Below are 12,650 nucleotides of genomic sequence, written 5' to 3'. Positions count from 1 at the left end.
ATCTGAACGAATGCGACAGGCACGGCGATGGAAGACGGATGCGCCGTCCTGGTGAATGGCGTGCCGACGGCCGGCGCCCGCATCGCATGCACGGGTTGCGACGCGCGCGAAGTGCGGATGTGTGCCGGGCGTCCGCGCTGTCGCTTACTCGTCGCCGGCCAGCCGGGACCGGATCTCGTCAATCGACAGATCGTGTCGATGCGTGGCGATCTGCCACGTGTTGCCCCACGGATCCCGGACCATCGCGCGCCGGTCGCCGTACGGCATGTCGGCCGGCGCTTCGAGCGAAGTCGCATTTGCGGCGATCGCGCGGCGGTAGGTCGAGTCGGTGTTCTCGACATAGACGTAGAGAAACGCCGGCATCGGATCGCGCAGCCCGTCCCCGCCGCTCACCATCACGACGGAATCGCCGATCCTGATTTCGGCTGGCAGTCCTGAACGGAATTCGCCGTGCGCGTGGAAGACCGCCTTGATGAACGCGATCAGGTGCTCGGGATCGGGAACGACGATGCGGGGCGTGACGGTATGCCACCCGTCGGGCTGGAATCGGGCCATGTCGAGCGACCTCGAAGGGAATAACGGCGTATTGTCCTCCGGCGCCGTGTGCGCGCAAAGGGACGGCTGCATCGATTTCGATCGGCGCAGCCGCGTGCGCGCCGTCGTCAGGCACCCGTGCCGAACCCGAGCGCGGCTGCCTTTGCGCGCAATTCGGCGAAACGATCGGCTGTCTGACCGGATGACGCGCCGGCCGCCATTTGCGACGGATCGATGCCGGAGACCGAGCTGGACGGCGCAGGCGCCGTTGCGCCGGCGCACGTTCCGCCGAACGGCCCTTGCGCGACCGTGAACGCCGGCGCGTCCGTACGCGGCGGGTCGGTGAAATCGAGCGCGTAAGCGAGGTTGAACGTCGCCGGGTCGCTGCCGCGTACGCCGAGCGGCTTCAATCCGAAACGCCATTGCAGCAGCGCATGAATCGAGCTCGGGTCGAACGGATAGCGCGTCACCGTGCCGGCGCGAACGCGCGGGCCGAGCAGCGCCAGCGGCACGCGAAAGCCGAGCTTGCCGTCGTTGCCGAGCGCGTGCTCGCTGTTGCTGATCGGGCGGATCGGCGGCACCACGTGCTCGAGAAAGCCGCCCCATTCGTCGTACACCACGATCATCAGCGTGCGACTCCACGCAGGGCTCGTGCGCAACGCGTCGTAAACCTGGTTGAGAAACGCCTGCCCGTCGCGAATGTCCGCATGCGGATGATCGTCCGCCGAAACCCCTTGCTGCTCGCCCGTGAAAGCCGGGTCGACCATGCAGAACGGCGGCAACGTTCCCGCCGCCGCGTTCGACAGGAAATCCGCAAACATGTGCGAGATGCCGAGATAGCGCGTGCCGTACAGCGCGGTGAACGGCACGTCGTGGTAGTAGTAGCTGCAACCGACGTTGGCATCGCTCAGGTTGTCCCAGATCGTGCGCAGCGACGAGTTGTCGGCGGTGTCCGTGAGGCGGTCGGTGGCGCCGCTGTGCAGGTAGAGGCGATTCGGAAACGTGTTGGCCAGCACGCCGCTGAAGTAGAAATCGCCGATCGTGTAGCTGCTCGCCACCGCGCTGAAGAACGGCAGGTCGGCCGATGTGTAGAAGCCGATCGGCAGCAGGTCGCCGCGCGTGAGGCTCGTTCCGGGTGTCAGTAGCCAGCCGTTCATCGCCCCCGACGCCAGTTGCGTGCGCGCGCCCTCGTAGCTGTGGTTCGGGTCGTGGTACGCGCATGCCTGGTAGCCGTAAGCGGGATTGGCCGACAGCTGGAACGGTGCATTGGTCCCGCCGAACGCGTCCTTGAATTGCTGATTGGCGGGCATGCCTTCGGCACCGGGCACCCAGCTCAGGTAGTGGTCGAACGAACGATTTTCCATCGTGACCAGCACGATGTGATCGATGCCGGAACTCGCGGGGTCGGGCAACGCGGGCCGTGGCAGGTTGTAGCGATCGCGGCCGTTCGGTGACGGCGTGTCGCCGATCGACGGTGCGGGCGCGTTGCCGTCCGCGCCCGGCCCATCGCCATCTCCGCCGCAGCCGGGCAGCGCAACGCTGCCGGCCATCGCTGCAACGCCCGCGAGAAAGCGTCGGCGATTGTAGCGGCGATATGCATTCGTCTCGTCCATGACAACGTTCTCCTTCGTTATGGGACGCGGCTGACCGTCCGGTCACGCATCGCCGCCGCGAATCGACGCGCACTCGCAGCTGGAGATCGCGAGCGCGCGGAAGGCGCAAGCTTCATGCCCGTTGCGCAAGGCGCCGCATCGGGCAGGCCGCCGAGTTCGATCGTTGCATGCGCACACGCGCGGCGCGCGCCGCGCATGCTGCCGCGCGTTCGCCGTCGTCCGATGCGTTCATCGCGGCGCAGCGTTTCGCGCATGTCGATCCGGTGGCTGTCGTCAGACGAATGAGCCGCGCATTTTTCACTGGCCGTTGGTCAAAAGGAACGCGGCGAAACGGAAGCTGAAGCAGGAAAAGGGACAGCGCACGCGCGAGACGCGCGTTCGCACCGGCAGGCGCCGATGCCGGTGCGCCGGGCGGCGCGGCACCGGCCGCGCGCGCGATGCGTCCATTTCGGGCGCGGTACCGCGTGCGATTGCGGCAGCGGCGTCGTACGTGAATCGACGCGCTACGCGGCCGGCGCGTGCGATTGATCGGCCCGTTCGCGAGCCTTGTCGCGCGCGGCGACGAGTGCCCGGATGCGCGCGCGATCGGCCGGCGTCGCCGGCGTGAAGATGACCAGACTCAGATCGGGGCGGCCCGTCACCGAGAATGCCGAGTACTCGAGCGCGATCCGCCCGGCCGTCGGATGACGAATCTCCTTCGTTCCTTCGTCATGCGAATGAATGTCGTGATCGCGCCACATCGCGTCGAACTCCGCGCTCGTCGCACGCATCTCGTCGATGAACGTCTGCACGGCCTGCGTCGCTCCGCCGCGTGCGATGTCCGCGCGAAACGCGCCCACCGCGAACCGCGCGACGCGTTCCCAGTTCTGCTGTGCGTCCCGCACGCGGGCATCGACGAAGATCAGCCGCAGGATGTTGCGCGCGGGCGGCGGCAGCGTCGCATAGTCGGTCAGCGTCGCGGCGGCCGCGTCGTTCCACGCGACGACGTCCCACGTCGCCGTGCGCACGATCGCGGGGCTGGCTTCGAGCGAATCGAGCACGTGCTGCAGGCGCGGCGTGACGTCACGGCTCGCGTGATAGCGCACCTCGGGCGGATGGCCGAGGCCGATCAGGAACAGATGTTCGCGCTCGGCATCGTTGAGCAGCAGCGCGCGGGCGAGCCGGTCGAGCACGTCGGCCGACGGCGCGCCGCCGCGCCCCTGTTCGAGCCACGTGTACCAGGCGGCGCTCACGTGCGCGCGCTGCGCGACTTCCTCGCGCCGCAGGCCCGGCGTGCGGCGCCGCGCGACGGGCAGCCCGAGCGCGGCCGGGTCGAGTTTCTCGCGGCGGTCCCGAAGGTACGCGCCGAGCAGGTTGTCGGATGCGTCAGCCATAGCCTGTTAGTTCGTTTACCGGTAAACCGTCACGTCTTCACCGTGCGCGACGGTGGACAGATAGTAAGCCTCACATTCATTCCGAGGGGTCGAACATGCGTGTCTTTGTTACGGGAGCGTCGGGTTTCGTCGGTTCCGCGGTCGTTGCGGAGCTCGTGGCCGCCGGGCATGCGGTGCTCGGTCTCGCGCGTTCCGACGCAGCCGCCGCGGCGGTCGCGGCCGCGGGCGCCGACGTCCATCGCGGATCGCTGGAGGATCTCGACAGCCTGAAGCGCGGTGCCGAGGCCGCCGACGCCGTGATCCACACGGGATTCAATCACGATTTCTCGCGCTTCGCGGAAAACTGCGAGCTCGATCGCCGCGCGATCGAGGCGCTCGGTGCGGTGCTCGCGGGGTCGGCGCGGCCGCTGGTCGTCACGTCGGGCCTTGCGCTCGTCGCGCCCGGCCGGGCGGCGACGGAGGAGGATCCGCACGTGCCGGTGTCGGCCGCCTATCCGCGTGCGTCGGAAGCGACGGCGGCCGCGCTGCACGCGCAACGCGTGTGCGCGTCGGTCGTGCGCCTGCCGCCGTCCGTGCACGGCGACGGCGATCACGCGTTCGTGCCGCGCCTGATCGCGTTCGCGCGGGAGAAGGGCGCGTCGGCGTATGTGGGCGATGGCGGCAACCGCTGGCCGGCCGTGCACCGGCTCGATGCGGCGCGCGTGTACCGGCTTGCGGTCGAACGCGGCGTGCCCGGGGCGCGCTATCACGCGGTCGCCGACACGGGCGTGCCGTTCCGCGAGATCGCGGAAGTGATCGGCCGCCGGCTGAACGTGCCGGTCGTGTCGAAATCGGCCGAGCAGGCCGCCGAGCATTTCGGGTGGTTCGCGATGTTCGCGGGAATGGATGCGCCCGCAACGAGCGAGCGCACGCGGGCATGGCTCGACTGGACGCCGGTGCAGCCGGGATTGCTGGCCGATATCGACCGGCCGCGGTACTTCGAGACCTGATGCGCGAGTATGCGAATGCGCGACGCGTGCCGCCGTTTCCGGTCGGCACGCCTGCTGTCGCGACCTTCAGACGGTCACGACGATCTTGCCGACTTGCGCGCCGGCTTCCATGTATCGATGCGCTTGAGCGATGTCGTCGAACGCGAACGTGCGGTCGATCGACGGCTTCAGCGCGCCGGCCGCGAGCCCGTCGACGATGAAGCGCTTCGCGCGTTCGAGCCGTTGCGCGTTGCCGGTGATCTCGAACAGCTCGTAGCCGCGCAGTGTCAGGTGGCGTGCGAGCAGGTCCATCACCGGCACCGCGATGTCGCGCGTGTCGAGCGCGCCGTACTGGAAGAACGTGCCGTTGTTGCGCAACGCGCGCAGCAGATTCGCCGCGCCGGGGCCGCCGACCGGATCGAACGCGATGCGCGCGCCGAGGCCGCCCGTCAGTTCCGCGACTTGCCGAGGCAGGTCCGCCGGGCTGCCGACGATCACGTGCGCGGCGCCCGCGTCGAGCAGCGCCTGGCGCTTCGCTTCGGTGCGCGTGAGCGCGATCGGCATCGCGCCGACGCGGTTCGCGACCTGGATCGCCGCGAGCCCGACACTGCTCGACGCGGCGCCGATCAGCACCGCGTCGCCCTGCTCGAGCCCGCCGAGTTCGATCAGCGCGCCCCAGGCCGTGACAAACATCATCCATGTCGCGGCGGCTTCCTCGAATGACAGGTTCTCCGGATGCCGGACGAGCGCATGCGCGGGCACGTTGACCACCTCGCCGTACATCCCGTAGTCGGCCAACGAGAACGACGGCACGACGCTCACCGCATCGCCGGCCGAGAACGACGTGACGTCCGGCCCGACCGATGCGACGACGCCCGAGGCTTCGTAGCCGAGCGCTGCGGGAAAGCGCGGCGGGAACGTGTATTCGCCGCTGCGGTACATGACTTCCGCACGGTTGATGCCGATTGCCTTGACGTGCAGCTGCACTTCGCCGGGGCCCGGCGCGGGGACGTCGACGGTGTCGATCTGCAGCACGTCGGGGCCGCCGGTACGATGGAAACGAACGATACGGGACATGGAGGACTCCTTCGATGAACGGGTGTCGATGAAGGAGCACTGTAGGCGGCGGCCCGTGCCGGATAAACGCGCGACGCGATTACTGATTGTTATTCGACGAATAACAATCGCCGCTCGAACGCGTGCGCGCGACTGGGCGCATCAGGCCGGATAACGACGTGCGAACAATTCCGTGATCCAGTCGATGAACACGCGCACCTTGTCGGGCAAGTGTGCGCGGTTCGGGTACATCACCGACACGGGCTTCGACTCGGCCGGAATGCCGGGCAACAGTTCGATCAGGTGGCCGGCATCGATGCTCGGCTGCAGCGCGGGCCGCAATGCGTACACGATGCCGAGGCCGGCGAGCCCGCACGACAGCAGCGCCTCCGAGTTGTTCGTGAGCAGGCTGCTCGGCACTTTCACGTCGACGCGTTCGCCGTTCTGGCGAAACGTCCATTCGAGTATCTTGCGATTGCTGCCCGTGAAGAAGTTGACCGCGCGGTGCTTGCGCAGATCGTCCAGCGTGCGCGGCAGCCCGTGGCGGACGATATATCCCGGCGATGCGCACGTGACCATCGGCACCGCGCCGACCGTGCGCGCGACCATGCTCGAATCCTTCAGCGTGCCGACCCGCACGACGCAGTCGATGCCTTCGCCGATGAGGTCGGCCGGCTGGTCGCTGGCGCCGAGCACGAGCTCGATCTGCGGGTAGCGCTGCTGGAAGTCGGGCAGGGCGGGGATGATGACCGTCTTCGCGAGCGCGACGGCGATATCGAGCCGCAGCCTGCCCTTCGGCACCGTTCGCTGCTTCGGGAACGAGGCGAATGCGTCGTCGATGCTGCCGAGCAACTGCACGCAGCGCGCATAGAACGCCTCGCCCTCGGCCGTCACGCTGACGCGGCGCGTGCTGCGGTTCAGCAGCCGAATGCCGAGTTCCTGTTCGAGCTGCTGCACGGCCTTGGTGACGGCCGGCCGATGCAGCTGCAACGCATCGGCGGCCTGCGTGAAGTTGCCGCGTTCGACGATCTGTACGTAGATCTGCATCGTTTGCAGACGGTCCATGGCGCTTCCGGGTGTCGTGGCGAACGGCCATCTTCGCACACGGTTCGGCGCCGGGGCGCGGCACGCAACGCACGCGCGAACCCGGCGCGCATGGCGCTCGCGCGCCCGCCGCGTTTCAGTCGACCGGATGCAGATCCTGCAGCAGCGTCGGCAGCAGCTCCGACACGGTCGGGTGGATGTGCATCGCGCGGCTGATCGTCGTGTATGGCGCGCCGGCCGCCATCACGTCGAGCAAGCCGTGCACGACCTCGTCGCCCGTCACGCCGAGGATCGACGCGCCGAGGATTGCATGGGTGTCGGCGTCGACGATCACCTTCATGAAGCCCAGGCTCTCGCCTTTTTCGACCGCGCGGCCGACCCGCGTCATCGGCCGCGTGCCGACCAGCAGCCGGCGGCCGGTCTGCCGCGCTTCCGCCAGCGTCATGCCGACACGGCCGAGCGGTGGATCGATGTACATCGCATACGCGGTGATGCGGTCGGACACCTTGCGCGGATCGTCGTCGAGCAGATTGGCCGCGACGATCTCGTAGTCGTTGTACGCGGTGTGCGTGAATGCACCGCGCCCGTTGCAGTCGCCGAGCGCCCAGATGCCGGGCACGTTGGTGCGCAACTGGTCGTCGACCGTGATGTAGCCGCGCGCGTCGACCGCGACGCCGGCCTGTTCGAGCCCGAGATCGTCGGTGTTCGGCACGCGACCGACCGCGAGCAGCAGGTGCGAGCCGGCGACCTCGCGGCGGCCGCCGGTGCAGTCGAGGCCGACCACGACGCCGTCGCCGTCGCGCCGTGCGCTCAGGCAGTTCGCATCGAGCTGCACGTCGATGCCTTCGTTCGCGAGAATCTCGTGCACGGCCTGCGACACGTCCTCGTCCTCGCGACGGATCAGGCGCGACCCTTTCTCGACGATCGTGACCCGCGACCCGAAGCGGCGGTACATCTGACCGAATTCGAGCCCGACGTAGCTGCCGCCGACGATCACGAGATGCTCGGGCAGGAAGTCGACATCCATCATCGTCGAGTTGGTCAGGTACGGCACCGTGTCGAGCCCAGGCATCGGCGGGATTTGCGCGCGCCCGCCGACGTTGATGAAGATGCGGTCGGCTTCGAGCAGGTCGTCGCCGACGCGTACCGCGTTGGCCCGCTCGAATCGGGCGTGACCCTGAAACACGGTCGTGTGGTCGAGGCCGCGCACCCATTGCTCGACGCCGTGGTTCGAGCGGCCGGAGATGCGATCCTTGCGCGCCTTCACGGCCTTCATGTCGACGCTGACCGGGCCGACCGACACGCCATATTCGGCCGCACGGCGCGCAAGCTGCGCGGCGTACGCGCTCGCGATCAGCGTTTTGGTCGGAATGCAGCCGGTGTTCACGCAGGTGCCGCCGAAGCGGCCGCGCTCGACCACCGCCACTTTCATGCCGGCGCCCGCGAGCCGCGCGGCGAGCGGCGGACCGGCCTGGCCCGTACCGATGACGATCGCGTCGAAGTGTTGCGTCATGACGTTCTCCTGCGCTGGTTCAACGTGGGAAACGGGCACGCGCAAGCCGCATGCCGCGCCGGCGCGCGCCCGAACGGCGACGAGCGCCCATGGTAGACCGGTTGGCGGGGCGACGCGAGTCGCGTCGATGCAAGCGGCCGAGCGCGGTTTGCCGACGGCTTTTCAGTCCTTGCGCCGCCATTGGCCGAACGTCACCGGGCGGTGCGCATCGGCGCGCGTGACGGTGACTTCGTCGGGCTTGTCGTCGAGCGGGAACGATTCGGTGTAGATCTCGCTGGAGAACAGCCAGCCGTGCGTGCGCGGGTCGTGGCGGAACGTCACGTAGTCGCTCCAGTGCTGGCCGCACGCGACGAAATTCTGCACGGTGAAATAGCGGCCTTTCACCGACAGGCCGCTGTCGGCGGCGCCTTCGGGATCGAACGGATCGCACTGGCCGCCTTCGTTCGCGCGCAGGACCACGTGGTCGTTGCGCGCGGCGAGGCGATACGCGTGGCCGGGCTGCTCCTCGAAAATCAGCAGCGGGCGGGGCGACGGCTCCGCGCGCGTATCGACCGCGCGATGCACGACGACGAGAAAGCTGCGCCGCCCGTCGCCGAGGTCCGGCCCTTCCCGCGGGACCATGGGCCGGTAGCCGGCCGGCAACTGCGCCGCGATGGACGGCGGCAGCCCGTCGGCCCGTGCGCCGCACGCCAGCACGGCGAGCAGCGCGACGAGCGCCCCGCGCGCGGTGGTGGCCATCACAGATCCCGGCCGAGGAACTCGGTGCCGGGCACCGGATTGAACGCAACGGGCGGCGCCGGCGTGAAGCCGAGCGAACCATACAGTTGCCTTGCGGCGACGAATTCGGGCAGCACGTCGAGACACATCCGCGCATAACCGGCCGACTTCGCGTCGCGCAACAGCCGTTCGACGAGCTGGCGGCCGACGTTCAGCCCGCGCGCTTCGGGACGCACGTACACGCGCTTCATCTCGCATGTCGTCGCGTCGATTTCGCGAAACGCCGCGCAGCCGACCGCGCGCTCGCCGCGCCATGCGAGCAGCAATTGCCCGCGCGGCGCCGCATATTTGCCCGGCAACGCGGCGAGTTCGGGCTCGTAATCCTGGAACGCGAGGCTGACCGTGGGGCTTGCGATGTATTCGCGGAAAATCGCTTCGACGACGGCGGCATCGTCGGGATAGCGGGCGGCGCGGATCTCGATCATGGGAAGCGTGGCGCGATGGCGGGAACGGCACCCAGCATAGCAGCGCGCGGGTGCTTTCGGCGGGCGGCGAAGCGTGCCAGAATCATTCGCTTCAACGTCGGGAATCGGCGCGCAGGTGCCGCCGGCGCTTCGCCGTCGCTGATCAAGGAGACTTCGATGACTGCATCGGCTGCCGTACTCGCCATTCTGGCCGCGCTGTGGCTTGGCGCGATGATTCCGGGCCCGAGTTTCGTGCTGGTCGCCCGCAACTCGATCGGGCTGTCGCGCCGCGACGGGCTGGCGACCGCACTCGGCATGGGCGTCGGCGGGATCGCGTTCGGCGGCGTCGCGCTGGCCGGCCTGTACACGCTGCTGCAGGCGGTCGAATGGCTGTACGTCGGCCTGAAGCTCGCGGGCGGCGCATACCTGATCTACATGGCGTCGAAGATCTGGCGCGGCGCCGACCGGCCGGTCGCGATGGACGATTCGCACGCCGTCGCGGCCGGCAGCGCGCGCAAGTCGTTCTGGACCGGCCTCACGACCCAGCTGAGCAACCCGAAGACGGCAATCTGGTACGGCAGCATCTTCGCGGCGCTGTTGCCGCAGCATCCGCCGCTCTGGTGCTACCTGGCGCTGCCGCCGCTCGTGTTCGGCGTCGAATTCGGCTGGTACACGATCGTCGCGCTGTGTTTCTCGACGCGCCGGCCGCGCGAGCTCTACCTGCGCGCGAAGAAGTGGGTCGATCGCGTCGCGGCCGGCGCGATCACGCTGCTCGGCCTGCGGCTGATCCTGAACGCGCCGAAGGCGGGGATCTGACGGCAGGCGGTGCGCCGCGGCGCGCCGCCATTGCCTGCCCGGAACGCATGCGGCCACGGCCGCTCATTGCGCATGGCGGCGAGGCGGCGTGGCGTGCCCCGACTCCGAATGGTCGCCCGTCGCCGCGCGAGCGCGCGTCACACCGCCGGAAATCGCTCGAGCAGCGCCGCGAAGCGCGCGTCATCCGGAAACGCCGTCACTTCATACCGCACCGGCTGGTGCGCGGTGGCCGTCATCAGGTCGCCGCATGCGTCGCGCAGCGCGGCCATCGGCACGTGGGCCGACTGCCGCGTCGCTTCCCGATAGAGCACGACGATGTCCGTGTCGGGCAGCAGCGTCGGCACGCCGTCGCTCCACACGCCGACGCTGAACAGCTCGCCGTTGTGCCGCCGGTACACGGTGTACGACGCCACGAAGACGTCGATGCCCTCCCGCTTGTGCAGATCGTCCAGCAGCGTGCGCTGATCCTGGTAGTCGCCCGCGAGCTCGTCCACGCGCAACGCGTGCAGCTTCGCTTCCAGCCCTGCCGGGACGAAATTCCGCCACGCGGCGCCGTCCCAGCGCAGCATCAGCGGCGGCAGCGGACGCGGCTGCGCGCGCGCCTGTTCCGCGAGTTCGACCATCGTCGCGAGCCCGGCCGCATTACGGTCGCCGGTGAGCAGCAGCACGGCCCGGTTCGGCGCCATCACCACCGGCGCGCCGGAGATCGGCTGGCGGTGCAGCAGGTCGGTCAGCAGCAGCCGCGCGGCGTCGTAGTAGTCGCCGAACTGCGACAGGAACACGCCGTCGCGCAATGCGGCCCACGGCGCCGACGACACACCGCGCAGGTTGTCGATCGCGATGTCGCATGCGTCGTCGAAACTGACGCCCCATTCGGCGAGCCGCGCGCTCGTCAGCCGCGCGACGCTGAATTCGCCGTCGTACGCGATGCCGATCTCGAGGTTTTCGCACAGCGGCCGGAACGCGACTTCCGAGGCGGCCGGCTGTCCGGCCAGCTGCAACGCGACCGTGCCGCGCTCGGTCGCGCTGCGGATCACGGGGCGCAGCCGCGCGCGGACATCCGCGAAGTTCGCCGGAATCTCGTGCTGCATCATCGCGCTCGCCTGGCGCTGCAACGTCGCCTCGCGCTCGGCCGGCTTCGCGTTTGCGTAGTCGCGGAACAGGTTGTGCAGGTTGATGATGTTCGACGGGACATCCGCTTGCACGAGACGGCCCTTGTCGTCCTCGTGAAGCCACTCGCGCGTGTCGCCGGTCGCGCGCAGCGCGGCGATCAGGCGGTTGGCGAAGTCCTGCCGCGTAGGCGGCTTGCTGAAGCGCTCGCGCAGGCGCGCGACGAAGTCGGAAAGCATCGTGAGCGGTCGGGCAGGCCCGTCTGTTATCGGTCGTTGTCATGGGCGGCGGCACCCGTCGCCGGGGCGCCGCCTGCGGCCCGCGGATATCGGCCGGATATCCATGCTGCGTCCGGCGGCCCGCGCGCCGGTAGCCGGGCGGCGCGGGCCCGCATCGGTCGCGAATCGCGTGGCGGGTGTCGCGATGGTACCGCACGTCCGCGACGAATACGCACGTCGGCGAACATGACGATCCGGCGTGAACCCGCGCCCGCCGGGGAGCGTTCCGAAGGCGTCCGCACGAGCGGCCGGCGCGGGCCGGCGCACCGGGAAATCCGTGCGATCGGCCGGCGAGCCTTGTGCTGCGGGCGTTCGGGCCGGTTGCACGGCGTGCGGTGCCGGGCCGCTTCCCCGATTCTGGCGGCCGACCTCGCGACGACGTGTAAACTGCTGCCTTTTTTGACGGTTTGCAGCATGGTGCAAGCATCTCCGCGCCCGGCACTGAGCGGCCCGACGCTCGTCCGGCTGCTCGCGCGCCTGACCGATGCCGACGTCGCGGAATCCCGGCAGACGCTGTCGGACCGCCTGAGCCAGTGGCTCGGCTGGACCGACGCGATCACGCTGTCTTCCGCGCTGAATGCGAGCCCGCCCGGCGTCGCGGCCGGCGTGCGCGGTTACGACGCCGAGCGTGACTGCGCGCGCGTGCGTCACGATCTCGCGCAGGCGATCACGGCTGCCCACCGCCCGCGCACGCGGCGGCGTCCCGGCGAGCTGCCGCCGCCGCCCGCCGACACGGCCGACTTCGCGGATTTTCGCCAGAGCTGTCTGACGCTCCAGCAGGAAATGGAGACCGCGATCGGCCAGTTGCGTGGCCGCTTGCGGGTCGCGATCGCCGCGCGCTCGCCCGGGATGGCGCGGCTCGCGACGCTCGACGCGATCATGGAGCGCGTGCTCGGCGCGCGCGAGCGCAGCCTGCTGTCCGCCGTGCCCGCGCTGCTCGGCACGCGCTTCGAGCGGCTGCGCGACGCGGAACGGCAGGCGCTGGCCGATGCGCAAGCGGCGGCCGACGCCGCTGCCGCGGGCGACGCGCCGTCGGCCCCGGCGATCGTGCCCGGCACGTGGCTCGACACGTTCCGCGACGAGATGCAAAGCATCCTGCTCGCCGAACTCGAAGTCCGGTTTCAAACGGTAGACGGGCTGCTCGCGGCCCTTCGTACCTGCTAA

The 12,650-nt window shown here is 69.4% G+C and carries 12 protein-coding genes; 3 read left to right on the top strand and 9 right to left on the bottom strand.

Annotation, left to right across the window (positions count from 1 at the left end):
• Nucleotides 1-144: 144 nt before the first annotated feature.
• The 3 genes from HW466_RS18350 to HW466_RS18340 form a co-directional block, all read right to left on the bottom strand.
• The gene (locus tag HW466_RS18350) at nt 145-555 is read right to left on the bottom strand and encodes a VOC family protein (protein WP_059793396.1); all 411 of its coding nucleotides are present in this window, start codon (nt 553-555) and stop codon (nt 145-147) included.
• A 107-nt stretch (nt 556-662) separates the two neighbouring features.
• Nucleotides 663-2,147 (bottom strand): alkaline phosphatase family protein, encoded by a 1,485-nt coding sequence (locus HW466_RS18345; RefSeq protein WP_151005946.1) that lies wholly within the window; start codon nt 2,145-2,147, stop codon nt 663-665.
• A 503-nt stretch (nt 2,148-2,650) separates the two neighbouring features.
• Entirely contained in the window at nt 2,651-3,520 is an 870-nt protein-coding gene (locus HW466_RS18340; RefSeq protein WP_059452108.1) for a helix-turn-helix transcriptional regulator, read from the bottom strand.
• A gap of 95 nt (nt 3,521-3,615) precedes the next feature.
• Between HW466_RS18340 and HW466_RS18335 the strand changes: the two genes are divergently transcribed.
• Nucleotides 3,616-4,509 carry an SDR family oxidoreductase gene (locus tag HW466_RS18335; protein WP_174905513.1) on the top strand — a complete coding sequence of 298 codons (894 nt, stop codon included), beginning with the start codon at nt 3,616-3,618 and terminating at the stop codon, nt 4,507-4,509.
• 66 nt (nt 4,510-4,575) lie between these two features.
• Here the strand turns inward: HW466_RS18335 and HW466_RS18330 are convergent, their stop codons facing one another.
• The 5 genes from HW466_RS18330 to HW466_RS18310 all read right to left on the bottom strand — a co-directional run bounded on the left by HW466_RS18330 (nt 4,576) and on the right by HW466_RS18310 (nt 9,303).
• The gene (locus tag HW466_RS18330; protein ID WP_060347882.1) at nt 4,576-5,565 is read right to left on the bottom strand and encodes a zinc-dependent alcohol dehydrogenase family protein; all 990 of its coding nucleotides are present in this window, start codon (nt 5,563-5,565) and stop codon (nt 4,576-4,578) included.
• A gap of 141 nt (nt 5,566-5,706) precedes the next feature.
• Entirely contained in the window at nt 5,707-6,609 is a 903-nt protein-coding gene (locus tag HW466_RS18325) for a LysR family transcriptional regulator (protein WP_151006421.1), read from the bottom strand.
• A 115-nt stretch (nt 6,610-6,724) separates the two neighbouring features.
• A complete protein-coding gene (locus HW466_RS18320; RefSeq protein WP_059770545.1) occupies nt 6,725-8,101 on the bottom strand; it encodes an FAD-containing oxidoreductase in 1,377 nt (458 codons plus the stop codon).
• A gap of 162 nt (nt 8,102-8,263) precedes the next feature.
• On the bottom strand, nt 8,264-8,839 hold the full coding sequence (locus tag HW466_RS18315) for a hypothetical protein (RefSeq protein ID WP_174905514.1): 576 nt from the start codon (nt 8,837-8,839) through the stop codon (nt 8,264-8,266).
• Nucleotides 8,839-9,303 carry a GNAT family N-acetyltransferase gene (locus tag HW466_RS18310; protein ID WP_059452114.1) on the bottom strand — a complete coding sequence of 155 codons (465 nt, stop codon included), beginning with the start codon at nt 9,301-9,303 and terminating at the stop codon, nt 8,839-8,841. Before HW466_RS18310 ends, HW466_RS18315 begins: the two co-directional genes overlap by 1 nt.
• Before the next feature lie 156 nt (nt 9,304-9,459).
• Between HW466_RS18310 and HW466_RS18305 the strand changes: the two genes are divergently transcribed.
• On the top strand, nt 9,460-10,098 hold the full coding sequence (locus HW466_RS18305) for a LysE family translocator (protein WP_151006665.1): 639 nt from the start codon (nt 9,460-9,462) through the stop codon (nt 10,096-10,098).
• Nucleotides 10,099-10,235: 137 nt separating this feature from the next.
• Here HW466_RS18305 and HW466_RS18300 read toward each other — a convergent pair whose 3' ends face one another.
• A complete protein-coding gene (locus HW466_RS18300) occupies nt 10,236-11,447 on the bottom strand; it encodes a DUF1444 domain-containing protein (RefSeq protein WP_059503807.1) in 1,212 nt (403 codons plus the stop codon).
• A 453-nt stretch (nt 11,448-11,900) separates the two neighbouring features.
• Between HW466_RS18300 and HW466_RS18295 the strand changes: the two genes are divergently transcribed.
• Entirely contained in the window at nt 11,901-12,650 is a 750-nt protein-coding gene (locus HW466_RS18295) for a DUF3348 domain-containing protein (RefSeq protein WP_059542857.1), read from the top strand.

Origin of the sequence: Burkholderia territorii, from assembly GCF_902833055.1 — a bacterium.
In the GTDB taxonomy this organism is placed as follows: domain Bacteria; phylum Pseudomonadota; class Gammaproteobacteria; order Burkholderiales; family Burkholderiaceae; genus Burkholderia; species Burkholderia territorii.
Note: the sequence above shows the minus strand (reverse complement) of the source record. Positions and strands in the feature narration are given on the sequence as shown.